The following is a 26194-nucleotide window of genomic DNA, read 5'->3' on the forward strand; positions in this document are numbered from 1 at the left end:
GAGGGCGCTCGTGCCGTCGGCGGCCGTCTCGACCTCGAAACCGGCGAAGCGCAGGGAGGTGGCGAGCAGCTCACGGATGTTCGGCTCGTCCTCGACGATGAGCAGTCTGGCCTCGGGGGCCGCGGCGGTCTGGGTGTCCACGTGAACAGTCTCAGCACGTTTGCTGGGAGTTGGCTGGGAAGAAGGCTGCACGTTCTCTGTGACCAGGCTGGGCGAGAGCACCCGGGGTGGCACATCCGGACATTTCGGGCAGACTGGATAGGCCGAGTCAGCGACGGGGCGGCACCGGGCCCGTCCCCCGAGACGGCTCAGCCACGGCACCGGCCCCTCGGGCCGGCGCTGAGGACCGAGCCGGTCCGCGGCCCGGCTCACGGGGCGGGCACCGGGTCGCGGACCTCACCGGCACCAGCGTGCCGGCTTCCCCACAGGGGCCTCGTCCGACACCGGGACGGGGCCCCGCCCCTGCGCCGGGCAGGCCGCCCGGCCGGGGCCATCGCCGGGTCCTCGCGGCGCGCGACGCTCAGAGGTCGTCGGCGTCGACGATGCGGTAGGCGTAGCCCTGCTCGGCGAGGAACCGCTGCCGGTGGGCGGCGAAGTCGGCGTCGACGGTGTCGCGCGAGACGACGGTGTAGAAGTGGGCCGTGCGGCCGTCACCCTTGGGACGCAGGACGCGCCCGAGGCGCTGGGCCTCCTCCTGGCGCGACCCGAAGGTGCCGCTGACCTGGATGGCGACGCTCGCCTCGGGAAGGTCGATGGAGAAGTTCGCGACCTTGCTGACGACGAGGGTGCTGATCTCGCCGGCGCGGAACGCGTCGTAGAGGCGCTGGCGCTCCCGGACGGTCGTCTCGCCGGTGATGACGTCGGCGCCGAGCCGCTCGGCGACCTCGTGCAGCTGGTCGAGGTACTGGCCGATGACGAGCGTCGGCTCACCGTCGTGCCGCTTCGCCAGCTGCTCGACGACCGACAGCTTGGCGTCGGTGCACGACGCCAGCCGGTACCGGTCCTCCGGCTCGCTCGTCGCGTAGGCCATCCGCTGACCGTCGGGCAGCGTGATGCGCACCTCGACGCAGTCGGCGGGGGCGATGTAGCCCTGCGCCTCGATGTCCTTCCACGGTGCGTCGAAGCGCTTGGGGCCGATGAGGCTGAAGACGTCGGCCTCACGACCGTCCTCGCGCACGAGCGTCGCGGTCAGGCCGAGCCGTCGGCGGGCCTGCAGGTCGGCCGTCATCCGGAAGATCGGCGCCGGCAGCAGGTGCACCTCGTCGTAGACGACGAGCCCCCAGTCGCGGGCGTCGAGCAGGTCGAGGTGGGTGTAGGCGCCCTTCCGGCGCGTCGTCAGAACCTGGTAGGTCGCGATCGTGACCGGGCGGATCTCCTTGCGGGCGCCGGAGTACTCGCCGATCTCGTCCTCGGTGAGGCTCGTGCGGCGCAGCAGCTCGTCCTTCCACTGCCGCGCGCTGACGGTGTTCGTCACGAGGATGAGCGTCGTCGCCTTGGCGGCGGCCATGGCACCGGCACCGACGAGCGTCTTGCCGGCGCCGCAGGGCAGCACGACGACGCCGGACCCGCCGTGCCAGAAGCCGTCGACGGCCTGCTGCTGGTAGGGCCGCAGCGCCCAGCCGTCCTCGCGCAGGTCGATCGGGTGCGCCTCCCCGTCGACGTAGCCGGCCAGGTCCTCGGCGGGCCAGCCGACCTTGAGCAGCTCCTGCTTGAGGGTGCCGCGCTCGCTCGGGTGGACCGTGACCGCGAGGTCGTCGATGCGCTCACCGGTCAGCGGCCTGATCCTCTTGTGCCGCAGCACCTCCTCGAGGACCGGGCGGTCGGTCGTGCGCAGGACCAGCCGCGTCCCCTCGGGGGAGTCGGCGAAGCCCTCCTTCTCGAGGGTGAGGCGGCCGTAGCGGTCCATCGTGTCGGCGACGTCGACGAGCAGCGCGTGGGGCACCGCGTAGCGGCTGTGCGTCATGAGCGCGTCGACGACCTGCTCGGCGTCGTGCCCGGCGGCCCGGGCGTTCCACAGGCCGAGCGGCGTGATGCGGTAGGTGTGCACGTGCTCGGGCGCGCGCTCGAGCTCGGCGAAGGGGGCGATGGCCCGGCGCGCTGCCTCCGCGCGGGGGTGGTCGACCTCGAGGAGCAGCGTCTTGTCGCTCTGGACGATGAGGGGTCCGTCGTTCATCGTCAGTGCTCAACCCGCTTCCCGGTCCGATGTATTCCGCGGTCACCCGTGACCGCCGAGTGCCTCGACCCGGGCGTGCGGGTGCCGCTGGTGCTGGTGACAGTATGGGCGAATGCGATCCCCACAGGTCGAGGCGGCGACGGGGCTGCCGGCGCAGGTGACGATCTACGAGGTCGGCCCCCGTGACGGCCTGCAGAACGAGAAGACGGTCGTGCCGGCCGCGACGAAGGTCGAGTTCATCCGGCGGCTCGAGGCGGCCGGCCTCGCCACCATCGAGACGACCTCGTTCGTGCCCGCGCGGTGGGTGCCCCAGATGGGCGACGCCGAGGAGGTCCTCGGCGCGCTCGGGCCCGGCGGCGTCGGGCGGCGGCGTCCGGCCCTCGTGCCGAACGAGCGGGGCCTGGACCGGGCCGAGGAGCTGGGTCTGCAGGCCATCGCCATCTTCGGGTCGGCCACCGAGACCTTCGCGCAGAAGAACCTCAACCGGTCGGTCGCCGAGCAGTACGCGATGTTCGAGCCGGTCGTGAAGCGTGCCCTCGCCGACGGCATGTGGGTGCGCGCCTACGTCTCCATGTGCTTCGGCGACCCCTGGGAGGGGCCCGTGCCGGTCGGCCAGGTCGTCGAGACCGCCGAGCGGCTCATGGACCTCGGCTGCCACGAGCTGAGCCTCGGCGACACCATCGGCGTCGGCACGACGGGGCACGTGCACCGGCTCCTGGATGCTCTGTCCCGCAAGGGAATCGATACCGACCGCGTCGCCGTGCACTTCCACGACACGTACGGCCAGGCGCTCGCCAACACCATGGCGGCCCTGCGCGACGGGGTGTCGGTCGTCGACGCGTCTGCGGGCGGTCTCGGCGGCTGCCCGTATGCGAGGTCGGCCACCGGCAACCTCGCGACCGAGGACCTCGTGTGGGCGCTGCAGGGCGCCGGGGTCGAGACCGGGGTCGACCTCGACGCGCTCGTCGAGACCTCGGTCTGGATGGCCGCCCAGCTGGGCCGGCCCTCCCCGAGCAACGTCGTCCGCGCGCTCGCGGGGGCCTGACGCGGACCCAGCGCTCAGGCGTCGAGGCTGGCGCCGGTGATGCGGTGGACCGACCACGACCGCTCGTGACCGGACTCGTCGGTGGCCCGGACGCGTCCGCCGTCGACCCGCTGCGGGTGGATGAGGTGACGCGTCGTCGCGCCGTGTCCGTCGGAGTAGCCGATCCAGACCCCGTGCCGGTCGGCGACCGCGTCGCGCAGCAGCGACAGCGTCACCACCGGGTCCATCGCCTCGAGGCGCGGGCCGGGGCGGGCCTCCTCCTCGGCGCGACGCTGCACGGCGGTGGCCTCGGCGACGCGCAGGCCGGCGACGAGCGAGCTCGTGAAGTCGCGGTCGACGGGCGAGACGACCGGGCCCGGCCCGCGCCGGCGTGAGCCCGCCCGACGCTTCGGGGTCTCGGCGTGCACGACGGTGCCGTCGGACCCCTCGTGGACCGGCGCGAAGCCGCTGTCGCGGAGCAGGTCGACGAGCGTGCGGGGGTGGGCAGTCGAGACGAGGACCGTGGGGGCCAGACGGCGCAGCTGCAGGGGAGCGAGGTCGCGCGAGGCGAGCATGGTGTCGAGCACCGACTCGTCGTCGGAGCGAACGTACGCGGCGGCGCTCCCGATCCGGGTCTGGCCGTGGCGTCGCGCCACGTCGGTGACGAGGTACTCGAGCGGCTGCGGCACCGGGGTGCGGCTGGACCGGCGCACCGTGTCGAGGAACTCCGCCGCGGTCCACCCGGCGTCGAGGGCCCGGCGCACCGACTCGGGCGTGAACCGGTAGACCGTCGCGCCGCCGCGCGACTCGACGTCGGCCGACAGCCGCATGAAGGACCCGAGACCACCGACCAGCGGTCCCGGCGCGACCGCCGTGAGGTCGGCCTGGACGAGCACGTGGTCGACGGGGGCCGGCAGGTGCGGCGACATGGCCGCCGCCACGGCTTCGAGGCGCTCACGCTCGGCGCCCGGCGCGTCGACGAGGAGTCGCCCCGCCGGCGAGAGGGCCCCGCGGCCGGTGACCCCGAGCCACTCGGCCTCGCGCAGCACCGCGTCGACGGCCTCGCCGAGCACGGCGGCGGGCCGGTTGGGCCGACGCCACGTGAGCCGGGCGCGCAGCGACTCTGCGTCGGGCGCCTGGCCCGGCCCGAGCGAGGCGAGCTCGCGGAGCACGTCACGGCGGACGGTGCGGACGGCGGGCCACTGGACGTCGGGCCCGAGCGCGTTGACGGCGCCGCTGCCCGACGCCCGCCGGCCCACGAGGTGGGGCGCGCGCGTCGAGGCGAACCAGGCGACGGCGAGGGTGGCCCAGCGGTGCCCGGACTCGGCGCTCGACCAGTCGTCGATCTCCGACGTCGGCGCCCACACCGGCACGACCTCGCCGTCGTCGGCGACGAGGCCGGCGGCGTGGGCTACCTCGACGACGAACGCCGCGCGGTCCGCGTCGAGGTCGAGCACGTCCTGGGTGGCCCGGAGGTCGCGCACCGACAGCCCGCCGGCGCGCATCACCCGCGGCGGCTCGGCGCCCCAGGCGGCCGCCAGCTCGTCGACGTGCGTGAGCAGCTCGCTCGCCGCGCCCCCGGCCACGGCGTCCACGAGCGACACCGTGCGCGCCTCGATCGGCGGGGGGGTCAGCTCGGGTCGGCGGTGCACGTGCCCGCCGCGCAGCGCGAGCGCGACCTCGCGGGGCAGCGCCACCCGGTCGGAGGCGACGGACACGAGAAGGTGCTGCTCGAGCAGCCACCGCGCGGTGGAGCGACCCGCCGGCCCCGAGGGCATGACGCCGAAGGGCGGGCCCCACGTCATCCGTTCCAGCATGGCGCGCGCGTCCTCGGGCGCCTCGGCGAGCGCACGCCCGACGGCCGCCGGGTCGGCGTCCTCGGGCACGAACGTCTGGCGCAGCTCACGCAGGGGTGGGCCCAGGCCGGCCACCGTCGAGCCGAGAACGTCGGGCACCGTGCGCACGACGTGCTCGCCGTCGGCGCCGCGCCACACGAGCGCCCGGCGCCAGAGGTCGTCGACGAGCGTGTCGACGAGCGACGCGTCGTCGGTGCCGAGCAGCTCGCGGACCCGCTCCCGCGGAGCCCCGTCGCCGGCGACGATCAGGACCTCGAGCACCTGGAGGTGGCCGCGGTCGAGGGCCTCGACGGCGCGCTGGACGCTGGCGCGGGTGCTGGCGCGGGCCGCGAGACCGGTGAGGTCGGCGGGCGCCGGGCGGGCGAGGTCGGGCCGGGCCAGCACGAGGTCGACCAGCTCGGCGTCGCTGCGGGCGCGGATGTCGTCGGCCAGGCTGCGGGCGGGGGTGGCCATCCTCCCAACCTACTGCCCGCACGGTGCCCGCCCGTCCTCCTGCGCCACGGCGGACCGCTAGCGTGGGCCTCATGAGCGCGCTCAGCCCCGCCTCGCCCGGTGCGTCCGGTCCGCCGTCGCCGACCGGCCAGCAGTGGACCGTCGGGCACGGCCCCTTCGAGGCGACGGTCGTCGAGGTCGGCGGCGGACTGCGCACGCTGACCCGCGACGGCGTCGACCTCCTGGCCGGGTACGGCCCCGACGAGCCGTGCCGGTCCGGGCGGGGGCAGCAGCTCATGCCGTGGCCCAACCGCATCCGGGACGGACGCTTCACCTTCGCCGGTGCCGAGCACCAGCTCGCAATCACCGAGGTCCCGCTCGGCAACGCGAGCCACGGTCTCGTCCGCTGGGCCCTGTGGGAGCTCGTGGAGCTCGAGGACGACGCGGTGACCGTCGGCTACCGGCTGCATCCGCAACCCGGCTGGGACTGGCACCTCGACCTGCGCACGACCTACCTGCTCGACGACTCCGGCCTCGTCGTCACCGTCGCCGCCCGCAACGTGGGCACCGAGCCGGCCCCGTTCGGGTACGGCGCCCACCCGTACCTCGCGATCGGTGAGACGCTGCTGCCCGACGTCGAGCTGCGGGTGCCGGCCGCGACGCGCGTGGAGGTCGACGACCGGCTGCTGCCGACCGGACTGACCGCTGTCGACGGCGGCGAGCTCGACTTCCGCACCACGCGACCGGTGGGCGGCACCGACCTCGACACCGCCTACACCGACGTCGTGCGCGACCCCGACGGCGCCTGGCGTGCGAGCGTCGGCACGGCATCGGGCACGGTGACCCTCTGGGCCGACGAGTCCTTCCCGTGGCTGCAGGTCTTCACCGCCGTGGCCCGCGACCGCAAGGGCGTGCCGGGGATCGCCGTCGAGCCGATGAGCTGCCCGGCCGACGCCTTCAACTCCGGCGACGGGCTCGTCGTGCTCGAGCCAGGGGAGGAGTGGACCGGCACGTGGGGGATCAGCCCGAGCGGTGGCCCGGCCGAGGTCCCGAGTTGATCGCAGGGCACACGTGGGAGCCCAGCGCGGGCGCAGCGCGGCGGAGGCGAAATCCCGTTTGCGCCGAGCGGTTAGGCTGGAGGGAAGCGCAACCAGCGCCATCGAGTCGTGCCCGCGAAGGGGCGACCGACCGAGATCAACGAGGTGGGCTGTGCCGACTGGCAAGGTCAGGTTCTACGACGCGGACAAGGGCTTCGGGTTCATCTCCGAGGACGACGGCCGTGACGTCTTCCTGCACGCGAACGCGCTCCCGCAGGGTGTGACCACCCTGAAGAAGGGCGCCCGCGTCGAGTTCGGCGTGGTCGAGGGGCGCAAGGGCGCCCAGGCCCTGCAGGTCAAGGTGCTCGAGCCGACGCAGTCGGTGGCCGCGAACATCAGCAAGCGCGAGCGCAGGACGGTCGAGGAGCTCACCGTCATCATCGAGGACGTCGTCCAGCTCCTCGACGGCGTGGGCAACACCTACCGCGCGGGCCGCCGGCCCGAGCGCAAGCTGGCCTCGAACGTCGCGCGAGCCCTGCGCGGCCTCGCCGACGAGCTGGAGAAGTGACGTCCATGATCGGCACCGCCACCAAGCAGGACGCCGTGCTCGCCGCGGCCGTCGACCTCGCCCGTGACGCCCTCGACGGCATCGCCGAGCCCGGCACGGTGGGAGACCACCTCGGCGTCGAGCCGCTCGGTGAGCGCCTCGCCATGCACTGGTTCGGCTGCACGTCGCCGGGCTACCGGGGCTGGCGCTGGGGCGTCAGTCTCGCCCGTGTGCCGCGCGGCAAGGTGGCGACCGTCTGCGAGACCAACCTGCTGCCGGGGCCGGACGCCGTCCTCGCCCCCGAGTGGGTCCCGTACGCCGACCGGCTGGCTCCGGGCGACCTCGGTGCCGGCGACGTGCTGCCCTACCGGCTCGACGACCCGAACCTCGAGGCGGGCTTCGAGGCGACGGGTGACGAGGACGTCGACCAGGTGGCGATCGTCGAGCTCGGCCTCGGACGAAGGCGGGTCCTGTCGGCCGAGGGTCGCGAGACCGCGGCGACGCGCTGGTACGAGGGCGAGAACGGCCCCAGCTCCGAGATCGCCCAGAAGGCCACCGAGCGGTGCTCCTCGTGCGGCTACTTCGTGCCGATGGCGGGCGCGCTGCGCGCCGTCTTCGGTGTCTGCGCCAACGAGTGGAGCCCGTCCGACGGCCGGGTCGTGAGCCTGGACCACGGGTGCGGCGCGCACTCCGAGACCGACCTCGACCACCAGGCCCCGGTGCCGGTCGGCGAGCCGGTCGTCGACGAGCTCGCCGTCGATCTCGAGCCGGTCGAGCGGGCGGCGACGCCGACCTCCGAGACCACCGAGACGACCGAGGCACCGAAGACTTCCGAGCCCCCTGAGCCCTCCGAGCCCTCCGAGCCCTCCGAGCCCTCCGAGCCCTCCGAGCCCTCCGAGCCCTCCGAGGACCCGCAGGGTGAGGGGTCGGCGGACGCCGCCGAGTGAGGCGGACGCGTCAGCCGGCGTCCCGGGCGTTGCCGCGTCCACGGCGCAGGTAGGTCCAGCCGATCCCGCCGAGCCCGATGCCGGCCACGCACGTCCACGGCCACCAGGAGCGGTCGCCGGAGTGCAGCGCCGGCACGACGAGCACGACGAGCAGGGCCACGACCCACGCCAGCACCCCGGCCTCGACGATCCGCCGCATCGGCACGGGCAGCGGGCGCAGCTGCGACGCGTGCGTCGGCCGGGCGTCGGGCTGGGAGTCGTGCGGGACGTTCTCGTCGGTCACGCGGACAGCCTAGGGTCTGGTCACGCGCACGAAACGCCCCGCCACTAGGGTGTGCGCCATGTCGACCGATACCCACGCCCGCTCGGGCGTCTCCGGGCTCGACGGCTTCTTCCGGATCACCGAGCGCGGGTCGACCCTCGCGCGCGAGATCCGCGGCGGCGTCGTCACCTTCTTCACGATGGCCTACATCGTCGTGCTCAACCCGATCATCCTCTCCGGCGTCGTCGACGGGTCCGGACAGATGATCGGCGGGACCACCGACCTCGGGCAGAGCAAGCTGCTCGTCGCTGTCGGCACCGCCGTGGTCGCGGGCGTCATGTCGATCCTCATGGGACTGGTCGCCAACTTCCCGATCGCGCTCGCGGCCGGTCTCGGCATCAACGGGCTCATCACCGGGATGGTGCTGACGCACTCGGCCGAGAAGATCACGTACGCCGACCTCATGGGCCTGGTCGTCATCGAGGGCGTCATCATCCTCGTGCTCGTGCTCACCGGGTTCCGCAAGGCGGTCTTCAGGGCCATCCCGGCCCCGCTCAAGGTCGCGATCTCGGTGGGCATCGGCCTGTTCATCGCCTACATCGGGGTCATCGACGCCGGCTTCGCGCGCCGTCCGACGACGCCCGGCTCGGTGCCGAGCGAGCTCGGCATCGGCGGCAGCCTCGACGGCTGGCCGACCCTCGTCTTCGTCGTCGGCGTCTTCCTCATCGCGATGCTGCTCATCCGCAAGGTCAAGGGCGCCATCCTCATCGGCATCGTCGGGGCCACCGTCCTCGCGATGGTCCTCGAGGCGATCTTCCACATCGGCCCGCGCGTCTTCGACGACAAGGGTGCGCTGACCAACCCCTCGGCCTGGTCGCTCACCGTGCCCGAGCTGCCCGACTCGGTGACCCAGACCCCCGACCTCGGCATCCTCGGCCAGTTCAGCCTCCTCGGCTCCTTCGAGAAGCTCGGCATCGTCACCGCCGTCATGTTCGTCTTCTCGCTGCTGCTCGCCGACTTCTTCGACACGATGGGTACCGTCGTGGCCATCGGCACCGAGGCACGGCTGCTCGACGCGGACGGCAACCCGCCGCACACCGACCGCATCCTCGTCGTGGACTCCGTCGCGGCGATCGCCGGTGGCGCCGGTGGGGTCAGCAGCAACACGTCTTACATCGAGTCGGCGTCCGGCGTCGAGGAGGGCGCTCGCACCGGCCTCGCGTCGGTCGTGACCGGTGTCCTGTTCCTCCTCGCGACGTTCCTGGCCCCGCTGTTCGCGGTCGTGCCCTCCGAGGCGGCGGCCCCCGCGCTCGTCATCGTCGGCTTCCTCATGATGAGCCAGGTCACGAACATCGACTGGACCGAGATGGAGGTCGCCCTCCCGGCCTTCCTCACCATCGTCCTCATGCCGTTCACGTACAACATCACGGTCGGCATCGGCGCGGGCTTCATCGCCTGGGTCCTCCTCAAGATCGCGAAGGGCCACGCGCGCCAGGTGCACCCGCTGCTGTGGGTCGTCGCCGCCTTCTTCGTCGTCTACTTCGTCAAGACGCCCCTGCAGGGTCTCTTCGGCTGACCCGCGCCCCGCCTGCCTCGCAAGGGCCCCCGCCCACCCGGGCGGGGGCTCTTCGCGTTTCCATGCTCGGCGTGTTCCGGAATAGTTAGCCGAGGTAATGAGTTAGGCTAAGCATCCCACCGAGCATCACGTCCGAAAGCACTCGTTTGCGTACCAAGACCCTTTCCCGCAGCGAGCTCGTCTCGCTGAGCAACGACATCCGCCTCGCGTGCATGCGGATCTCGCGCCGCGTCCGGTTCGAGTCCGACCGCGAGCTGCCGCCGCACCACTTCTCCGTGCTCTGCCGGCTCGAGGACGCCCCGCGCACGAACAGCGAGCTCGCCGAGATCGAGCGCGTCTCCGCCCCGAGCATGAAGCGCACGACCGGTGCCCTCGTCGAGGGCGGCTACGTCGCCCGGGCCGACGACCCCGAGGACGGCCGGCAGGTGATCCTGTCGCTGACCCCGGAGGGCCGCAAGGCCGTGCGCCGCATCCGCCGCCACCGCGACGAGTGGATGCTCGAGCGCTTCGAGGCCCTCACCGACGACGAGAGGGACCTGCTGCAGCGCGCCGCCGTCGTGCTGGCGAAGGTGGCCTCCAAGTGAGCCCCACCTTCCACTCCCTCGGCATCCGCAACTACCGCATCTACGCCTCGGGCGCGATCGTGTCGAACGTCGGCACGTGGATGGGTCGGGTCGCCCAGGACTGGCTGGTCCTCACCGTCCTCACCGACCACTCGGCGACGGCCCTCGGCCTCGTCACGGGCCTGCAGTTCCTGCCGTTCCTGCTCCTCGCGCCCTTCGCGGGGATGCTCGTCGACCGGCTGCCCAAGCGGCGGCTGCTCTTCGGCACCCAGACCGCGCTGCTCGTCACGGCGCTGCTGCTGGCCGTCCTCACCGCGACCGACGTCGTCCAGCTCTGGCACGTCTACGTCCTCGCCCTGCTGCAGGGCGTGGCCACCGCGGTCGACAACCCGGCGCGCCAGACGTTCGTCTCCGAGATGGTCGACGTCGACCACCTGCCCAACGCGGTCGCCCTCAACAGCGCCTCGTTCAACCTCGGGCGGCTCATCGGTCCCGCGGTCGCCGGCGTCGGCATCGCGGCGTTCGGGATCGCCCCGGCACTGTTCGTCAACGCGGCGACGTTCGTCTTCGTCCTCGCCGCCCTCGTGCGGATGAACGCCGCCGAGCTGAGGCCCTCGCCCCTCGCCCGTGGCAAGGGGCAGATCCGCCAGGGCCTGCGCTACGTGCGCGGACGCCCCGACCTCGTGCTCGTCATGGTCCTCGTCTTCGTCCTCGGCACCTTCGGCATGAACTTCCAGGTGACGATGGCGCTCATGGCCACGAAGGTCTTCGACAAGGGCCCCGGCGAGTACGGCCTGCTCGGCTCGATCATGGCCGTCGGGTCGCTGACCGCGGCCCTGCTCTCTGCCCGCCGGGCCCGACCGCGGCTCCGGGTCCTGCTCACCGCGCTCGTCGGGTTCACCGTCTCCACGGCCCTGCTCGCGACCGCCCCGAGCTACGTCCTCTTCGGGCTCTACCTCGTGCCCACCGGCCTGTCCGCCCTCACCGCCCTGACGACGGCCAACGCCATGGTGCAGGTCAGCGTCGACCCCGTCATGCGCGGACGCGTCATGGCCCTCTACATGGCGATCTTCATGGGCGGCACCCCGATCGGGGCGCCCATGATCGGCTGGATCGGAGACGAGTGGGGCGCCCGGTGGACCATCGGCATCGGGACCATCGCCGTCGGGCTGTCCCTGGTGGCGGTGGCCCTGTGGTTCGCACGTCGGCAGAATGTCGCGGTGACCTTCCAGACCCAGTCCCGGCCGCGGTTCCAGATCCGGCTGGCCACGGCGACGCCGTCGGAGGTGCCGACGGCACCCGAGGTGACGCGGTGAACTTCAAGTTCCGCCACCGCATCACCGTCGCGGCGCTCGTGCTGTTCCTCGTCATCGCCGTCATCGCGGCGGTCGTGAACCGCTGACCGGCGCGCACCGTCCGCCCGGATGCCACGCGCGACGGAAGCGGCCGCCCGAGCAGCGGCGGCCGCTTCCGTGTGAGGGGTGACTCGGCCTCAGCCGAGGAGCCCGCCGCCCGGGCAGGTGACCACCTTCTCGTCGAGCACGCAGACGACCTTGGCCGTGAGCGGGTCGAGCACGCGGACCAGGCCGGTGGGGTCGCCGGGCAGCAGCGGCAGGTGCGGCAGGGCCAGGAGCCGCACGATCTCGGCGGGCAGGGTGGCGGCGGGCAGTGGGACGGACGGGACGTCCGGCAGCGGCACCGTCGGCGTCGGGAGCGGTGCCCCCGGCACCTTGGGGACCGGCACGGTGATCGCCGGGCGCGGCTTGGCGGGCGCGGGTGCCGGCGTCGGCCCGGCCGAGGACGACGGCCTCGGGGCGGGACGCGAGGCCGAGGGCGACGGCTTCGCCGAGGGACCCGGTGTGGGACGGGCGCTCGGCGAAGCCGTCGGCTGGTGGGCCGGCGGGCCGGGGTAGGCGAACCCCGACCCGTCCGGGGTGGCGGTTCCCGTGCCGGCGGCCGGACGCGCCGCGGGCAGGGCCCCGACCGGGACGACCGAGACCCCGCGGCGGTACGCGTCGGCGATGGACAGGACGCTGCGCACGTAGCGGTCCGAGTGGTTGTAGCGGAACACGGCGTCGTAGGCGGCGCGGGGGTCGCGCAGGTCGGCGTGCCCCGAGCACAGCATGGCACCCGCCGCGGTCACGGCGTCGGTGAGGTTCTGCGGGTCGGCCACCCCGTCGCCGTTGCCGTCACGACCCATCGAGGCCCACGACGTGGGGATGAACTGCATCGGACCGACGGCCCGGTCGAAGACGCCGTCACGGTCGAGTCGGCCGCCGTCGGTGTCGGTGATGCGCGTCGTGCCACGGCTGCCGTCGAGGGGGATGCCGATGATCCCCGGGCGGGCGACGCCCGACGCGTCGAGCCGGTTGCCGCCGAACTGCGCGTGGTTGCTCTCGACGCGGCCGATGGCGCCGAGCAGCGCCCAGTCGACGCCGCACGCGGGGTCGACGCGGCCGAGCAGGCCGGCGGCGCGCTGGTAGGCCTCGAGGGCGAGGCTCGGGATGCCGTTGGCGTCGAGCCGCACGGGCATGAAGCTGCCCAGGGCGTGCACGGCCTCCTGCGCCGCGCTCGGGACCGCGACGCTCGCGAAGTCGGAGGTGTACGTGTCGTAGACCGGCGGCAGCTGCATCGGGGCCGGTGCGGGACCGGCGTCGGGGTAGTCCGGGCCGGCCGACTGCGTCACGGCCTGGTCGGGCACGGTGAGCGACGTGGGCGACGCGACGGTGTCGGCCCCGGAACGGGCGGCCACGGCGATGCCGGTGGCCGCGAGCGCGATGACGGGCAGCGCCGCGGCGACGCGTCGGCTGACGCGACCGGCTCGGACGATGCGGACCATGGTGACTCCTCGATGACAGCCGCCCCCTTTGGCGGTCGGAGGGTCAACGAGTCGGGAGGCGGAAGGTCACGCGCCGTGGTAGGTCGGGACGTGACGGGGGGCCGGTCCGTGCGGGACCGGCCCCCCGTGGTGCGTCGTGTGCTGTATGTCTGTGCGCCGCGCTCGCGGGTCGGGACGTCAGCCGAGCTGGGCCACGACGTGGTCGATGGCCCGGGTCAGCGTCGAGACGTCCTCGGGCTCGACGGCGGGGAACATCGCGACCCGCAGCTGGTTGCGACCGAGCTTGCGGTAGGGCTCGACGTCGACGATGCCGTGGGCGCGCAGCACCGTGGCCACGGCGGCCGCGTCGATGCGCTCGTCGAAGTCGATGGTGCCGACGACCTGCGAGCGGGCGGCCGGGTCGCTGACGTAGGGCGTCGTGTACCCGCTCTGCTCGGCCCACGTGTAGAGGCGCGAGCTGGAGTCGCGTGTGCGCGACGTCGCCCAGTCGAGGCCGCCGTTGCCGAGCATCCAGCGGAGCTGGCTGTTGAGCAGCGCCAGCGTCGAGAGCGCAGGCGTGTTGTACGTCTGGTTCTTCAGCGAGTTGTCGACGGCCGTCGGCAGGCTGAAGAAGTCGGGGACCCAGCGGCCGGTGCCGGCGATCTCCTCGACGCGGGCGAGCGCGGCGGGGGAGAAGGCCGCGAGCCAGAGGCCGCCGTCGGAGGCGAAGCACTTCTGCGGGGCGAAGTAGTAGACGTCGACCTCGGTGATGTCGACCGGCAGGCCGCCGGCGCCGGACGTCGCGTCGACGAGCAGGAGCGCGTCGTCGTCGGCGCCCTCGACGCGCACGACGGGGGCCATGACACCGGTCGAGGTCTCGTTGTGCGGCCAGGCGTAGACGTCGACGCCGGCCTCGGCCCGCGGCGTCGCGAGCGTGCCCGGTTCGGCAGTGATGACGGTCGGCTCGCCGAGGAACGGCGCGGCCTTGGTGACCTTGCCGAACTTGCTCGAGAACTCACCGAACGACAGGTGCTGGGCGCGGTCGCGGACGAGGCCGAAGGCGGCGATGTCCCAGAACGCGGTGGAGCCACCGTTGCCGAGGATGATCTCGTAGCCCTCGGGGAGCGAGAAGAGGTCGCGCAGCCCCTGCCGCACCTCACCGACGAGGGCCCGGACCGGCGGCTGGCGGTGCGAGGTGCCGAGGACGGTCCGGGCGAGGGACCCGAGGTACTCCACCTGCTCCCTGCGCACCTTCGAGGGCCCCGAGCCGAAGCGTCCGTCGCTCGGCAGCAGCTCGTCGGGGATCGTGATGGTCGGGTTCACGGCGGGTGCTTCGGTCACGTCTGTCTCACCTCGGATGCTGGCCACCACGGGACACGGGCGGCGTCGGCGTCACCCGCCACATTGAACCCCAGGTGCCCACGTACTGGACACCGTTGCCCGATGTGTGGACGCCGCCACTCGCTCACCCACGGGTCCGGGTTCGCGTCAGGAGTGCGCGTCTCCCGCACGAGTGGCGGCTGAACCGCGCACACCTGCGGGGAAGTCGCACTGCTGGCGGCACGGCCCGTCACCGTCCACAGGCCATCCGCGCGGATGCTGCCCACCGCGCCATCATGGCGCGATGGACGTGGAGCAGCTGGCCCAGGGCGACGTCGTCAGCGCCGCACGGCTGTCGGAGGCCGGGCACTCCGACGGCGCGATCGCCGCAGCGGTCCGCGCCGGGCTCCTCGTGCCCCTGCTCCGGGGCTGGTACTCGGTCCGGCCGGCGCGCGACGCGCGAGACCTGCACTGGCTGCGGGCCACGGCCGGGTGGCAGCGCTTCGGAGGCCGCGCGCTGCTCAGCCACCAGTCGCTGCTCGTGGCCCAGAACCTGCCGGACGACGCCCTCGATCTCGGCGTGGTCCACCTGACGAGAAGGGGCCGGGGGACGACCCGCAACGGCAGGGGCCTGAAGATCCACCGGCCCCTCCCCGAGCTGCCGCCGGCCCTGTCCGGTGCCCTGCCGGACCGGGTGCCGACGGCCGTCGGGATCGTCCAGGCCGGCCTCGAAGGTCTGCCCCTCAGCGCTCTCGTGGCCGCGGACGCTGCCCTGCACCGGGCGCTCGTGACGACCGAGCAGCTCGACGCCGCGTGCGGGCTGCTGGCCGGCCGCCGAGGCATCGGCCCGGTCCGGGCGATCCTGCGGGAGGCCGACGACCGCATCGAGTCGCCGGGGGAGAGCATCATCGGTCACCGGCTCCGCGGCCTTGGCTACACGCTCGACCCGCAGTTCGAGGTGACGACCGACCTGGGCCCGCGGTTCGCCGACTTCCGGATCCGCGGGACACGCGTCCTCGTCGAGTTCGACGGTGCGCGGAAGTACGGCGGGCGGGAGGCCGCGTTCGAGGAGAAGCGGCGCGAGGACGCGATGCGTCGCAGGGGCTTCTTCTTCGCCCGGTACGTCTGGAGCGAGCTCGACGACATCCGGCTCATCGGTGCGCGGGCCGCGCAGGCGGTCGCCGACTCGCGTCGCTGGGCGGCATGAGCCCGCCCGCCGCCGCGATGCGGCTTCGCCCGAGGAGCGCGAGGAGTGCTCGGTTCCTCGAGAGGTGGGGCCTGCAGGCCGCACCATTGAGGGAACCGCGCACTCCTGAGGCAACCGAGCGTCGTCAGCGGACGGTCCCGCCGAGCGACCGCGTGACGTAGCGGCCCGGACGCGCGTCGTAGAGGGACAGGGTCCCGTCGACGGCCCGACCGAAGGCGAGGAAGCCGCCGTCGGAGCGGGTCACGACGTCGGGCGCCGAGGTGAAGGGGACCGTGGTCCCGGTGAGGACGCTGCCACGCTGCACGACGAGGTGGCCGTCGATGCCGACGCCGACCGCGACCCGCGCGTGCCCGGTGAAGGTGTCGCCGAGCGCCCGGTCCGAGAAGAGGGACAGCGAGTCCCGGCGCATCGTCCACGTCCCGCGACTCGTGCTGCCCGGCAGGAAGAGCGCCTCGTACGTCGCACCGTTGGTGCCGCGACCGCTGACGACCGTTCCCCCTGTCGAGGGTGAGGCCGACGCGGAGAGCCCGGAGGTGAAGACGCCGCCGGCCGGCAGCCAGGCGTGCCAGGCTCGTCCGTCGAAGTGCCGACGCCAGCCGGTGCCGTCGGGGGCCACCGCGAACACGTCGAGCGTCCCGTCACCGAGCGACGACGCGTGCTGGGCGACGACGCGTCCGCCGAGGTTGGTCGCACCCTTGCGGACGCCGCCGACGTACCACGAGTGGACGACCTGGCCGGAGCCGTTGCGGGTCAGCAGGTCGACGCGTCCGGCACTCGAGCTCGTCGCCGACGGAGCATCGGTCGAGGTGACCCACGTGTTGGCCCACGACGCCCACGTCGAACCGTCGTCGGTCGAGCGGGTGAAGCGCACCGAGCCGTCGGCCCCGCGCGCGAAGGCGAGGACCTCGGTTCCGGTGCGTGCGGCCGTGACACCGACGGTCGAGACGAGCTGCCCGGCGTTCCTGCGGGGGACGGTGCCGGTCGGGCGGACCCGGACGATCCGGTCGTTCGTGCCGTTCGAGGTCGTGAACCACAGCGAGCCGTCGGGTCCGAGCTGCGTGGCGCGGATGCGTCCGTACCCCTGCGCGACGGCGAGCCGCTCGACGCGGGCCACTTTCCCGGTGCTCGGCGACGGGTTCAGCCGCATGAGGTAGATGCCCTGGCCCTTGAGCAGCCCGACGGCGAGCGCGCCCTGCCACTGGCCCCACGCCGCGCCGCGCAGGAAGGTCGCGCCGCTCGTGGCGACCGTCGGGTCACCCGAGGACCACTGGGCCGTACGCGCCGACGGGAACTTCGACAGGTCGGTCATCGGCGTCGACTCGTCGTACCCGGGGATCGGGTCCCAGCCGTAGTTGCCGCCCCGGACCGACAGGTTGATCTCGTCGTCGACGCTCGTGCCGTGCTCGGCCGACCACAGCTCGCTCGTGCCCGGCCGCAGCGCGAGGCCCTGGACGTTGCGGTGCCCGTAGTTCCACACGTACCGGGCGTTGCCGCCGCGGGAGTAGAAGGGGTTGTCGGTCGGGATCGTCCCGTCCGAACCGACCCGAAGGACCTTGCCGCCCAGGGAGGTCAGGCTCTGCGGGTTCGTGCCGACCGCGGCGTCGCCGGTGCCGACGTAGAGCTTCCCGTCGGTGCCGAAGCGCAGCCGGCAGCCGCTGTGCCGGCCGCTCGTGAGCGGGAGGCCCGTGACGAGCGGCGCGCCGGCGGACACCGCGGTGGTGTCGCCCGTCAGGCGCCACCGCAGCACCCGGACGTCGAGCGGGTTGCCCGCGCCGTCGCGCACCGCCTGGCAGGTGTAGAACAGCTTGTTCGACGCCGCCGCAGGATCGGCCACCATCCCGAGCAGGCCACCCTCGCTGTTGACGTAGACCGACGGGAAGCCGGTGATCGCGACGCGACGCGGCGCCGCGCCCTCGCGCTTGGACCACACCTGGCCGCCGCGCAGGTCGTAGAGCATCAGCCCGCCGACCCAGGTGAGGTCCCACGGGTAGGCCAGTCCGGAGACGACCGTCGTCACCTGCAGCGTGGGCGCGGCCGCCGTGGCCGCGACGGCAGCCGGCGGGCCGGACGCCGTCACCGCGCCGGCGGCGAGGACGACCCCTGCCGCCGCGATGGACGCTCTGACGACCGCACGCCGCACCATGGTGCCTCCCGAGTCTGGGCGCTGTCGGTGTCCTCTTTGCGAGGTTCCTCCGGCCACGGTACGCGCGTCGTCCCGCCCCGGCACCCGGAGGCGCCGGGGCTCAGGCCTCGGTCAGCGGCCGACCTCGGGCGTCCAGCCGGCGACGTCCTCGGGCCGCCGCGGGCCCTCGCCGACGTACCGCGACGACGGACGGATGAGGCGTCCGGTCTGCTTCTGCTCGAGGATGTGCGCCGACCAGCCGGCCGTTCGCGCACACGTGAACATCGGCGTGAACATCTGCGGCGGCACCTCGGCGAAGTCGAGGATGACGGCGGCCCAGAACTCGACGTTCGTGGCGAGGACGCGGTCGGGGCGCCGGGCCTGCAGCTCCTCGAGCGCAGCCTTCTCCAGCGCCGCCGCGACCTCGTAGCGCGGCGCGCCCAGGCGCTCGCACGCGGCCCGGAGGACGCGGGCCCGCGGGTCCTCCGCGCGGTAGACGCGGTGGCCGAAGCCCATGAGCCGCTCGCCCCGGTCGAGGACGCCCCTGACGTACGCCGACGCGTCGCCCTGCTCCTCGACGCCCGAGAGCATGTGCAGGACGCGCGAGGGCGCGCCGCCGTGCAGGGGACCCGACATCGCCCCGACCGCGCCGGAGAGCGCGGCCGCGACGTCGGCGCCCGTCGAGGTGATGACGCGCGCGGTGAACGTCGACGCGTTCATGCCGTGCTCCGCGGCCGACACCCAGTACGCGTCGACGGCCTCGACGTGGCGCGGGTCCGGCTCGCCGCGCCAGCGGATCATGAACCGCTCGGTGATGGTGCGGCCGTTGTCGACCTCTCGCTGCGGCACCATCGGCTTGCCGAGCCCGCGCGCCGACTGCCCGACGAACGACAGGGCCATGACGGCGGCCCGGGCCAGGTTGTCGCGGACCTCCTCGGCGTCGATGTCGAGGGTCGGACGGAAGCCCCAGACGGGCGCCAGCATCGCGAGCGCCGACTGGACGTCGACCCGGACGTCGCCGGTGTGGACGGGCAGGGGGTAGGGCTCGGCCGGGGGCAGCCCGGGGTCGAACTCGTTGTCGACGAGCAGGCCCCAGACGTGCCCGAAGTCGACCCGGCCGACGAGGTCGTCGATGTCGACCCCGCGGTAGCGGAGGGCGCCGCCCTCCTTGTCCGGCTCGGCGATCGTCGACTCGAACGCGATGACTCCCTCGAGACCCGGCTTGAAGTCAGGGTCCGGTGTGCTGTCTGCCATGACGGTCCTTGCTGTGCAGGCGGTACCACCGCGGTGTGGAGGCGAGGCAGCGGTCGCGTCGGCCGGGGGCCGTCGGTGAGCACCGGGACCGCTGCGAGACTCACCGTATGCCGTCAGCAGCCGACCAGACCTCCTTTCGCGACGCGGTGTTCACCACACGGGACGCCAACCAGGACGCCGTCCGCTTCGAGGGGACCGACTTCAGCGGCGCTCGCGCGGGCGGGTTCACCTTCCTCGAGTGCACCCTCGTCGACGCGTGCCTCGACGAGGCCCACCTCGAGGCGTCGCGCTGGTCGGAGTGCGAGTGGGACCGCGTCCACGGCGTCGGTGTCGGCCTGCAGGAGGCGAGCCTCGTCGAGACGAGCCTGGACGGCTGCCGGCTCGGCGCGGTGTCGGCGTGGAGCTCGACGTGGCGCGACGTGACCGTGCGCGGCGGCAAGGTCGACTTCCTCAACCTGCGCGGGGCCCGGCTCAAGGACGTCGCCTTCATCGACTGCGTCGTCGTCGAGCTGGACCTGCAGGAGGCCACGGTCGACGGTCTCAGCTTCGAGGGCTGCACCCTCGTCGAGCCCTCGTTCGGCCGCGGGACCTACCGGCGCCTCGACCTGTCCGGCGCCACGCTGCGGTCGCCGCACGGGATCGCCGGGCTCAGGGGGGCGACGCTGTCGCGTCCGCAGGTCATCGACCTGTCCGACGCGCTCGCCGCCGAGCTGGGCATCGTCGTCGCCGACTGAGCCCCGTGCAGGCCCGGGAACGGCGGGGCAGGCGGGGTTGTCAGCCGAGCTGGTCGGGCCTGCCCCGACGCAGCGCCGCGGTGGCGGCGTCCTTGGCGCGTCCCTTGATCCCCACCTTGTCCTGCGGGCGGATCCGCTTGGTGAGGTCGGCCCGCTCGACGAGGGTGGCCAGCGGCAGGTCGGCCGGCGGGTAGACGCCGACCGGCTCGTCGCCGCCGAAGACGACCCAGTGCGCCCGGTCGCCCTTGTAGACCTTGAGGATGCTGCCCTCGGACAGCGACGTCGCGTGCGCCATGGCCTGCCGGCGGGCCTTCTCGCTCGAGACCGCCTTGCCGACGGCCTCCTTGGCCGGTTCCCGCAGGGCCTGCGTCGCGACCCAGATCTGGGGGCCGTACTTGATCCCGAGCCGGACGCCCCGGCCGATCAGCTTGCCCTTGCCTGCCATCGCGCGTCCTCCTCCTGCCCGCCGCCGGGCCGATCGATCGCTCCGCGTGCCGCCGCTGCCTGACTGACGCCCGCCCCGGGCCGTCTGGTCCAAACCCTAGTCTGAGGTCATGCAGACACCCGCCGACCCGTCGTCCCCGGCGGTCCCCGACGCCGACGGCGCCAGGGAGGCCGCCCACCCCGCCGGCGCCGCCGCCAGGGAGGCCGACCACGCCGCCGTCCGCGGCACCGCATCGGGCGCGTCGGACACGTTCGGCGCGGCCGTGCCGCTGCAGGTACGACGCGTCGACTACGCGGGACAGGGGCTCGACGAGTCGCAGGTGGCCCCCAGCCCGTACGAGCAGGCCCGCGACTGGGTCGACTCCGCCGTCCGGGCGGCCGCCGAGCGTGACGACGTCCCCGAGCCGACGGCGCTCTCGGTGGCCACGGTCGACGCGTCCGGTGTGCCGAACGTGCGCACCGTCCTCATGCGGTTCTTCGACGAGCGGGGTCCAGGGTTCGTCACGAACCTCCGGTCGGCCAAGAGCGAGGAGCTGCGGGCCAACCCGCACGTCGCAGCGTCCCTGACGTGGCCGTCGCTGTACCGGGCGATCCGGTTCCGCGGTCGGGCCGAGCTCGTCGGGCGCGCCGAGATCGAGGCGTACTTCTCCACGCGGCCGTACGGGGCCCGGCTGTCGGCCTGGGCCTCGGACCAGTCGCAGCCGGCCGCCGACCGGGCCGAGCTCGAGCGGCGCTGGCGGGAGGCGCTCGACCGGTTCCCCGACACCGGCAGCGACTCGGACGTGCCGGTGCCCGACTTCTGGGGCGGCTGGCGCATCGTCTGCGACGAGGTGGAGTTCTGGGCCGGGCGCGCCAACCGGCTGCACGACCGCATCGTCTTCAGGCGTACCGGCGAGGGCACCCTGGCCGATGCGTCGGCCTGGGCGAGCTCACGGCTCCAGCCGTGACGCGCGTGCCGCAGGAGGGCGCAAACGGAACAGGGCGGCCCGGCTGACCGGACCGCCCTGCCTCATTCCTGGGTGCAGGTGGGGACGCGACTATCGCGTGGCCACCTCACACGTTCCGGAAGAGATCACTTCTCGGATCACCTCCTTCCGTTGTCGATGCAACGACCGTACGACCGGCCCGCAGGAGGGGGCAAGGACTTTTCCACCGGCGCGAGGTGACGCTCGCGGGCTCGGTCAGCCGCCGACCTCGGCGTCGGGGGCCACGGCCGTCGCCGGTTCGGGGTCGGTCACCGTTCCGTGACCGCCGCGCCGGCCGGGACCGACGCGGCCCGCGGCACCGGTGCGGCCCACGTCGCCGGCGCCGTTCGCGCCGGGCCCGTCCGCGTCACCGCCCCCGGGCCCGTCGCGCCGGTCGCGCCGGTCGCGCCGGTCCGCGGCGTCGCCCCGCGCCGTGGCCGGTGTGCGCACGAGCCGCAGGCGCGGGGCGGAGGGGACCCGGCGGCCGGCCGCGACGACGACGAGCGCGGCGGCCATCTCGAGGTGCACGGCCCAGGACCACAGCGCCCCGAACAAAACCTGCCCCTGCCGGAAACCGAGCGCGAAGACGACGGCGAAGGTGGCCGCGGCGACGAACCCCACGGTCCACACCCGCGCCCCTGTCAGCCACGGGAACCGGCGCTCGAAGTGGGCCGACTCCTCGGTCGCGAACCGCGGCATGAAGGCGACCCACACGAGCAGCTGGACCGTCTGGAGGAACGCGTACACGGTGAGCAGGCGCAGCCCGAGCGGGCCGGACGCGTCACCGGGCAGCGCCGCCGCGGCGAGCATCGAGCGCCCGTCCCCGACGACGCTGCGCGCGACGCCGGGTTCGCCGGTGAGCCAGCCGTCGACCGTGCCGACGAGGACGAGCGCGGGCACGAGCAGGCCCCACGCCAGCTGCACGCCGCGGAAGAGGCGGCGGTCGCGGACCCGCGGCAGCCGCGCGGCCCAGTCCCAGAGGAAGACGAGCACGACGAGCTGGTGCAGGTGCAGGAGCGCGAACGCGTAGTGGTCGGGCCACACGAGGGAGGCGGCCGCGAGGATGCCGGCGACGGCGTACGCGGCGAGGCGTCGGCGTCCGCGCAGCCCGACCCGGGCGACGAGGGCGACGACGCAGAAGCCCACGACCGCCTCGGCGCGCCGCGCCTGGCTGCCGACGAGGTGCTCGGCCAGCCGGAGCACGCTCGTGCCGGCGAGGAGCACCGCGAGGCCGCTCACGACGTCACGGCGCGCGATGACCGGCAGGCGACCCACGAGGTAGCGGACCTCGAGCAGGACGGCGAGCGTCCCGAGCAGGATGAGACCGAAGACCGCGGTGGCCACCGGCGAGGCGAGCGCGACGACGAGGGCGGCGGCCGCAGCCACCGCCAGGGCCCCCGTCGCCCGCTCGCTCGTCGTCATCGGCCCATCGTTCCGTCGCCCGGGATGCCCGGGCCACCCGAGTAACCCGATCGTTAGGGTCCTGTGGCGTGACCGAGACTCAGGGCGACCCGGCGGGCCGTGCCGGGCGCGAACCGGGACGGACCGGACGCGTTCCCGGCGTTCCCGGCGAGCCCGGCAGCCGCGAGCCCGGCTCTCCCGGCGGGCCCCCGGTCCGGCTGCGCGCCATCGCGCTGTCGGCCTACGGACCGACGCTCCTCGGCTCGACGGGTGCCGGTGCCGTCTCGCCCATCATCGCCGTCTCGGCCCGTGAGATGGGCGCGTCGGTGGGGGTGGCGGCGCTCCTCGTCGGGACGCTCGGCCTCGGCCAGCTGCTCGGCGACCTGCCGTCGGGGGCCCTTGCCGCCCGCATCGGCGAGCGGCGTGCCCTCATGGCAGCCGCGGTCGTGGAGGCGGTCGGCATGGTCGTGGCCGCGCTCGCCGGCACGGTGACGGCGCTGTTCTCCGGGGTGCTCGTCATCGGGCTGGCCGGCTCGCTCTTCGGTCTGGCCCGCCAGGCCTACCTGACCGAGGCGGTGCCGGTGGCGATGCGGGCGCGGGCACTGTCGACGCTCGGCGGGGTGCACCGCATCGGCTACTTCATCGGCCCGTTCGTCGGCTCGCTCGTCATCTCCCGGTGGGGGACCGAGTCGGCCTATGCCGTCGGCGGCGTCGCGAGCGTCGCCGCGTTCGTCCTCGTCCTCGTCGCGCCCGACATCACGGCCGGCCACGACGCCCGGGCGTCGCGGAGCGGCGTCGCGGACGCCGGGACCACCGGGAACAGCGGGACGACCGGGAACAGCGGGAACGCCCGGACCGGCGGGGGCTCCGGAAGTGCCCGGGGCCGGACGCGTGTGCCGCGGTCGGTCGCGTCGGTGCTCCTCGAGCACCGGCACGTCCTGCTGACCCTCGGCACGGGCGCGATGTGCGTGGCCGGAGCCCGAGCCATCCGCGAGGCGCTCGTGCCCCTCTGGGCCGAGTCGGTCGGGTTCAGCCCGGCCCAGACCTCGCTCGTCTTCGGCGTCGCGGGCGCCGTCGACATGCTGCTCTTCTACCCCTCGGGCTGGCTCATGGACCGGTACGGGCGGGTTGCCGCCGCGGTGCCCAGCATGCTCGTGCTCGGTCTGGGCATGGCGCTGCTGCCGCTCGCGACGAGCCTCGTCGCCGTGACCGCGGCCGCGACGGTCCTCGGGGTCGGCAACGGGCTCGGCGCCGGCCTGATCATGACCCTCGGGGCCGACGCCTCGCCGGCCGACGGACGCGCCCAGTTCCTCGGCGGCTGGCGCCTGTGCGCCGACCTGGGAAGGGCCGCGGGCCCGCTGGCGTTGTCCGCGCTGACGGCCGTGCTGTCCCTCGGTGCGTCGGCCGTCGTCCTCGGCGTCGGGGCCGTCCTCGGTGCGGGCTGGCTGCGCATCTGGGTGCCGCGCCACGACCCGACGCGCCCTCTCCGGGGGCGGGCGGCCCGTCCCGGCCCGGACGCGACGCCCGGGGCGTCCTGATTCTGAGAAGGTATGACCGTGACGGACCTGATCGACACCACCGAGATGTACCTGCGCACCATCTTCGAGCTCGAGGAGGAGGGCATCGTCCCCCTGCGCGCACGCATCGCGGAGCGTCTGGGCCACTCGGGCCCGACGGTGTCGCAGACCGTGGCCCGCATGGAGCGCGACGGTCTCGTCGCCGTCTCCGGGGACCGTCACCTCGAGCTGTCCGACCGCGGCCGCCTCATGGCGACCCGCGTCATGCGCAAGCACCGCCTCGCCGAGCGGCTGCTCGTCGACGTCATCGGCCTCGAGTGGGAGTACGCCCACGACGAGGCGTGCCGGTGGGAGCACGTGATGTCCGAGAAGGTCGAGCGCAAGATCCTCGGCCTCATCAAGGGCGGGCTCGAGTCGCCGTACGGCAACCCGATCCCGGGCCTGGACGAGCTGGGTGTGCCCGAGGACGCCGCGCACGGCTTCCTCACCGGCCTCATGTCCCTGACTGCGGCGGCGGGCGACGAGCCCGCGGCCGTGACGATCCGTCGCATCGGCGAGCCGGTGCAGGTCGACCCCGAGGCGCTGGCCCTGCTGACCTCGGCGGGCGTCCTCCCGGGGGCCCGGGTCCGGGTCGTCCGCGAGGAGGGACGCGTGCTGGCCGTGAGCGACGCGGCGGACGCCGGCGAGGGCGTGTCGCTGCCCGACGAGGTCGCGGCGCACGTCTTCTGCCAGGTCGCCTGACGCGAGCCCGGCCGTTGCCCGCCCTGCCCCGCTTTGAGGCCGGACCGGCCCGCACGCCCTCTGTCCCTCGTATCGGGCCTTCGTATCGGGCCCTCGTATCGGGCCCGGATCGCCTTGGGACTGTGGGGATTTGGGGCGAGCTGCGGTGGCCTGTCCGAAAATCTGTTGAAATCACCGACTCCCGGCGTGACAAGCCGCGGGGAACTTGGGTAGCGTGAGCCCCGCTCGCTCTCCCGTCGGGCGAGTGCTTCGGGTCGAACCGCCTAGTCCTGCCATCGACCCTGAGCCCCTGAACGATCCGCATGGCAGGAGCGGGGGACCCACCTTCGGGCGTCGCACGACGTCCTCGGGGTGAAGCCCTCCGTGGACCGCAAGGTCCGAGTGAAGGCCGGGCGAGCAGCACCTCATTCCGCCCGAACCCGACAGCTCACCTCGTAGGCGTCGAGAGGTCAAACGTGGCTCAGAACGTTCCCGGGCGCCACCGCGCCCCCGGTCGGTTCAACGCGATCGCCGAGCTCAAGCTCATCGCCAAGGAGTCCGCTCAGCCCGCCGTCAAGGGGGCCGCGATCGTGGCCGCCTCCGGTGGGCTCGTCGCGACGTTCGCCGGGCCGGCGAGCGCCGCCGACGGCTCGAGCACCGCGGCCCCGTCGGTCGTCGGCCCGCAGGTCGGCACGCTCAAGGCGGCCAGCGCCCTCTCGGCGATCGGCTACGCCAAGCCGGCGGCGAAGCAGGCAAGCGTCAAGCCGCTCGTCATCAAGGACGTCACCGTCGAGAAGCAGCGCGCGGCCGAGAAGGCTGCCGAGGACGCGCGCCAGCAGGCTGCGGACCGCTCCTCCCGCTCGGCCTCCCGCACGGCCCTGTCCGACCCGGCGCCCACCGCGTCCGGCATCGTCGGCATCGCCCAGTCCTACTTCGGCGTCCCGTACGTCTACGGCGGCACGAGCCCGTCGGGCTTCGACTGCTCCGGCTTCGTCCAGTACGTCTTCCGCCAGGCCGGCATCTCGCTGCCCCGCACGGCCTCGCAGCAGAAGGCCGCGACGACGCCGGTGAGCAACCCCCGCGCCGGTGACCTCGTCTTCTTCGGCTCGCCGGTCTACCACGTCGGCATCTACGTCAGCCCCGGCGTCATGATCGACGCGCAGCGCCCCGGCACCACGATCGGGTACCACTCGATCTGGACGACGCCGTCGGGCTACGGCCGCGCCTGATCGACCCGTGGCTTCCGTCGCGCCCCCGACCCGAACGGGTCGGGGG

Annotated in this window: 22 protein-coding genes, 1 pseudogene and 1 riboswitch; of the genes and pseudogenes, 13 read left to right on the top strand and 10 right to left on the bottom strand. The window is 73.7% G+C overall.

Annotated features, from left to right (window positions below; genetic code table 11):
- Window positions 1-141, bottom strand: a pseudogene (locus ACPYOM_RS10685) (DNA-binding response regulator); the annotation flags it as partial.
- A gap of 379 nt (window positions 142-520) precedes the next feature.
- A complete protein-coding gene (locus ACPYOM_RS10690) occupies window positions 521-2173 on the bottom strand; it encodes a DNA repair helicase XPB (RefSeq protein WP_481345919.1) in 1653 nt (550 codons plus the stop codon).
- Between the two features lie 112 nt (window positions 2174-2285).
- Between ACPYOM_RS10690 and ACPYOM_RS10695 the strand changes: the two genes are divergently transcribed.
- On the top strand, window positions 2286-3218 hold the full coding sequence (locus ACPYOM_RS10695) for a hydroxymethylglutaryl-CoA lyase (protein ID WP_481345920.1): 933 nt from the start codon (window positions 2286-2288) through the stop codon (window positions 3216-3218).
- Between the two features lie 14 nt (window positions 3219-3232).
- Here ACPYOM_RS10695 and ACPYOM_RS10700 read toward each other — a convergent pair whose 3' ends face one another.
- On the bottom strand, window positions 3233-5506 hold the full coding sequence (locus ACPYOM_RS10700; protein ID WP_481345921.1) for a helicase-associated domain-containing protein: 2274 nt from the start codon (window positions 5504-5506) through the stop codon (window positions 3233-3235).
- Between the two features lie 71 nt (window positions 5507-5577).
- Between ACPYOM_RS10700 and ACPYOM_RS10705 the strand changes: the two genes are divergently transcribed.
- The 3 genes from ACPYOM_RS10705 to ACPYOM_RS10715 all read left to right on the top strand — a co-directional run bounded on the left by ACPYOM_RS10705 (window position 5578) and on the right by ACPYOM_RS10715 (window position 8016).
- Window positions 5578-6543 carry an aldose 1-epimerase family protein gene (locus ACPYOM_RS10705; RefSeq protein ID WP_481345922.1) on the top strand — a complete coding sequence of 322 codons (966 nt, stop codon included), beginning with the start codon at window positions 5578-5580 and terminating at the stop codon, window positions 6541-6543.
- 151 nt (window positions 6544-6694) lie between these two features.
- Window positions 6695-7090: a cold-shock protein gene (locus ACPYOM_RS10710; RefSeq protein ID WP_481345923.1), complete on the top strand. Its 396-nt coding sequence runs from the start codon at window positions 6695-6697 to the stop codon at window positions 7088-7090.
- A gap of 5 nt (window positions 7091-7095) precedes the next feature.
- The gene (locus ACPYOM_RS10715) at window positions 7096-8016 is read left to right on the top strand and encodes a DUF3027 domain-containing protein (protein WP_481345924.1); all 921 of its coding nucleotides are present in this window, start codon (window positions 7096-7098) and stop codon (window positions 8014-8016) included.
- A gap of 10 nt (window positions 8017-8026) precedes the next feature.
- On the opposite strand, the gene ACPYOM_RS10720 is transcribed toward ACPYOM_RS10715, so the two are convergent.
- Complete coding sequence (locus ACPYOM_RS10720; RefSeq protein ID WP_481345925.1) at window positions 8027-8299, bottom strand: DUF2530 domain-containing protein; 273 nt, start codon at window positions 8297-8299, stop codon at window positions 8027-8029.
- Between the two features lie 58 nt (window positions 8300-8357).
- On the opposite strand from ACPYOM_RS10720, the gene ACPYOM_RS10725 reads away from it, so the two are divergent.
- The 3 genes from ACPYOM_RS10725 (at window position 8358) to ACPYOM_RS10735 (ending at window position 11733) form a co-directional block, all read left to right on the top strand.
- Window positions 8358-9854 carry an NCS2 family permease gene (locus tag ACPYOM_RS10725; protein WP_481345926.1) on the top strand — a complete coding sequence of 499 codons (1497 nt, stop codon included), beginning with the start codon at window positions 8358-8360 and terminating at the stop codon, window positions 9852-9854.
- A 146-nt stretch (window positions 9855-10000) separates the two neighbouring features.
- Window positions 10001-10438 carry a MarR family winged helix-turn-helix transcriptional regulator gene (locus ACPYOM_RS10730; protein ID WP_481340882.1) on the top strand — a complete coding sequence of 146 codons (438 nt, stop codon included), beginning with the start codon at window positions 10001-10003 and terminating at the stop codon, window positions 10436-10438.
- A complete protein-coding gene (locus ACPYOM_RS10735; protein WP_481340881.1) occupies window positions 10435-11733 on the top strand; it encodes an MFS transporter in 1299 nt (432 codons plus the stop codon). The genes ACPYOM_RS10730 and ACPYOM_RS10735 overlap by 4 nt, the downstream gene beginning before the upstream one ends.
- 176 nt (window positions 11734-11909) lie before the next feature.
- On the opposite strand, the gene ACPYOM_RS10740 is transcribed toward ACPYOM_RS10735, so the two are convergent.
- Both ACPYOM_RS10740 and serC read right to left on the bottom strand, forming a co-directional pair.
- Window positions 11910-13256 carry a lytic transglycosylase domain-containing protein gene (locus ACPYOM_RS10740; protein ID WP_481345927.1) on the bottom strand — a complete coding sequence of 449 codons (1347 nt, stop codon included), beginning with the start codon at window positions 13254-13256 and terminating at the stop codon, window positions 11910-11912.
- Between the two features lie 177 nt (window positions 13257-13433).
- Window positions 13434-14576, bottom strand: coding sequence for a phosphoserine transaminase (serC, locus tag ACPYOM_RS10745; RefSeq protein ID WP_481345928.1), 1143 nt, complete (start codon window positions 14574-14576; stop codon window positions 13434-13436).
- Between the two features lie 283 nt (window positions 14577-14859).
- On the opposite strand from serC, the gene ACPYOM_RS10750 reads away from it, so the two are divergent.
- A complete protein-coding gene (locus ACPYOM_RS10750; protein WP_481345929.1) occupies window positions 14860-15762 on the top strand; it encodes a hypothetical protein in 903 nt (300 codons plus the stop codon).
- Window positions 15763-15886: 124 nt separating this feature from the next.
- Here the strand turns inward: ACPYOM_RS10750 and ACPYOM_RS10755 are convergent, their stop codons facing one another.
- Both ACPYOM_RS10755 and ACPYOM_RS10760 read right to left on the bottom strand, forming a co-directional pair.
- The gene (locus ACPYOM_RS10755) at window positions 15887-17905 is read right to left on the bottom strand and encodes a PQQ-dependent sugar dehydrogenase (protein WP_481345930.1); all 2019 of its coding nucleotides are present in this window, start codon (window positions 17903-17905) and stop codon (window positions 15887-15889) included.
- A gap of 111 nt (window positions 17906-18016) precedes the next feature.
- Window positions 18017-19138, bottom strand: a complete 1122-nt coding sequence (locus tag ACPYOM_RS10760; RefSeq protein ID WP_481340876.1) for a citrate synthase 2 — start codon at window positions 19136-19138, stop codon at window positions 18017-18019.
- 107 nt (window positions 19139-19245) lie between these two features.
- Here ACPYOM_RS10760 and ACPYOM_RS10765 point away from each other — a divergent pair, with 107 nt between their 5' ends.
- On the top strand, window positions 19246-19872 hold the full coding sequence (locus tag ACPYOM_RS10765; RefSeq protein ID WP_481345931.1) for a pentapeptide repeat-containing protein: 627 nt from the start codon (window positions 19246-19248) through the stop codon (window positions 19870-19872).
- A gap of 40 nt (window positions 19873-19912) precedes the next feature.
- Here ACPYOM_RS10765 and ACPYOM_RS10770 read toward each other — a convergent pair whose 3' ends face one another.
- Window positions 19913-20317, bottom strand: a complete 405-nt coding sequence (locus tag ACPYOM_RS10770; RefSeq protein ID WP_481345932.1) for a hypothetical protein — start codon at window positions 20315-20317, stop codon at window positions 19913-19915.
- A 109-nt stretch (window positions 20318-20426) separates the two neighbouring features.
- Between ACPYOM_RS10770 and pdxH the strand changes: the two genes are divergently transcribed.
- Window positions 20427-21263, top strand: coding sequence for a pyridoxamine 5'-phosphate oxidase (gene pdxH / locus ACPYOM_RS10775; protein ID WP_481345933.1), 837 nt, complete (start codon window positions 20427-20429; stop codon window positions 21261-21263).
- Window positions 21264-21497: 234 nt separating this feature from the next.
- On the opposite strand, the gene ACPYOM_RS10780 is transcribed toward pdxH, so the two are convergent.
- Complete coding sequence (locus ACPYOM_RS10780; RefSeq protein WP_481345934.1) at window positions 21498-22703, bottom strand: hypothetical protein; 1206 nt, start codon at window positions 22701-22703, stop codon at window positions 21498-21500.
- Between the two features lie 68 nt (window positions 22704-22771).
- Between ACPYOM_RS10780 and ACPYOM_RS10785 the strand changes: the two genes are divergently transcribed.
- The 3 genes from ACPYOM_RS10785 to ACPYOM_RS10795 all read left to right on the top strand — a co-directional run bounded on the left by ACPYOM_RS10785 (window position 22772) and on the right by ACPYOM_RS10795 (window position 26148).
- On the top strand, window positions 22772-24220 hold the full coding sequence (locus ACPYOM_RS10785) for an MFS transporter (protein WP_481345936.1): 1449 nt from the start codon (window positions 22772-22774) through the stop codon (window positions 24218-24220).
- 18 nt (window positions 24221-24238) lie between these two features.
- The gene (locus ACPYOM_RS10790; RefSeq protein ID WP_481340870.1) at window positions 24239-24940 is read left to right on the top strand and encodes an iron-dependent transcriptional repressor DtxR; all 702 of its coding nucleotides are present in this window, start codon (window positions 24239-24241) and stop codon (window positions 24938-24940) included.
- Window positions 24941-25209: 269 nt separating this feature from the next.
- A riboswitch (cyclic di-AMP (ydaO/yuaA leader) is annotated at window positions 25210-25393 on the top strand.
- Between the two features lie 2 nt (window positions 25394-25395).
- On the top strand, window positions 25396-26148 hold the full coding sequence (locus ACPYOM_RS10795) for a C40 family peptidase (protein WP_481340869.1): 753 nt from the start codon (window positions 25396-25398) through the stop codon (window positions 26146-26148).
- Window positions 26149-26194 lie beyond the last annotated feature (46 nt).

It is taken from the genome of Monashia sp. HAY1-2A (assembly GCF_056755315.1).

Coding starts and splice junctions, on each gene's coding strand:
- ACPYOM_RS10740 (WP_481345927.1), bottom strand. CDS start 13,256: ATGGTCCGCATCGTCCGAGCCGGTCGCGTCAGCCGACGCGTCGCCGCG.
- ACPYOM_RS10725 (WP_481345926.1), top strand. CDS start 8,358: ATGTCGACCGATACCCACGCCCGCTCGGGCGTCTCCGGGCTCGACGGC.
- ACPYOM_RS10760 (WP_481340876.1), bottom strand. CDS start 19,138: ATGGCAGACAGCACACCGGACCCTGACTTCAAGCCGGGTCTCGAGGGA.
- ACPYOM_RS10770 (WP_481345932.1), bottom strand. CDS start 20,317: ATGGCAGGCAAGGGCAAGCTGATCGGCCGGGGCGTCCGGCTCGGGATC.
- ACPYOM_RS10765 (WP_481345931.1), top strand. CDS start 19,246: ATGCCGTCAGCAGCCGACCAGACCTCCTTTCGCGACGCGGTGTTCACC.
- ACPYOM_RS10715 (WP_481345924.1), top strand. CDS start 7,096: ATGATCGGCACCGCCACCAAGCAGGACGCCGTGCTCGCCGCGGCCGTC.
- ACPYOM_RS10695 (WP_481345920.1), top strand. CDS start 2,286: ATGCGATCCCCACAGGTCGAGGCGGCGACGGGGCTGCCGGCGCAGGTG.
- pdxH (WP_481345933.1), top strand. CDS start 20,427: ATGCAGACACCCGCCGACCCGTCGTCCCCGGCGGTCCCCGACGCCGAC.
- ACPYOM_RS10780 (WP_481345934.1), bottom strand. CDS start 22,703: ATGACGACGAGCGAGCGGGCGACGGGGGCCCTGGCGGTGGCTGCGGCC.
- ACPYOM_RS10705 (WP_481345922.1), top strand. CDS start 5,578: ATGAGCGCGCTCAGCCCCGCCTCGCCCGGTGCGTCCGGTCCGCCGTCG.
- ACPYOM_RS10690 (WP_481345919.1), bottom strand. CDS start 2,173: ATGAACGACGGACCCCTCATCGTCCAGAGCGACAAGACGCTGCTCCTC.
- ACPYOM_RS10750 (WP_481345929.1), top strand. CDS start 14,860: ATGGACGTGGAGCAGCTGGCCCAGGGCGACGTCGTCAGCGCCGCACGG.
- ACPYOM_RS10700 (WP_481345921.1), bottom strand. CDS start 5,506: ATGGCCACCCCCGCCCGCAGCCTGGCCGACGACATCCGCGCCCGCAGC.
- ACPYOM_RS10755 (WP_481345930.1), bottom strand. CDS start 17,905: ATGGTGCGGCGTGCGGTCGTCAGAGCGTCCATCGCGGCGGCAGGGGTC.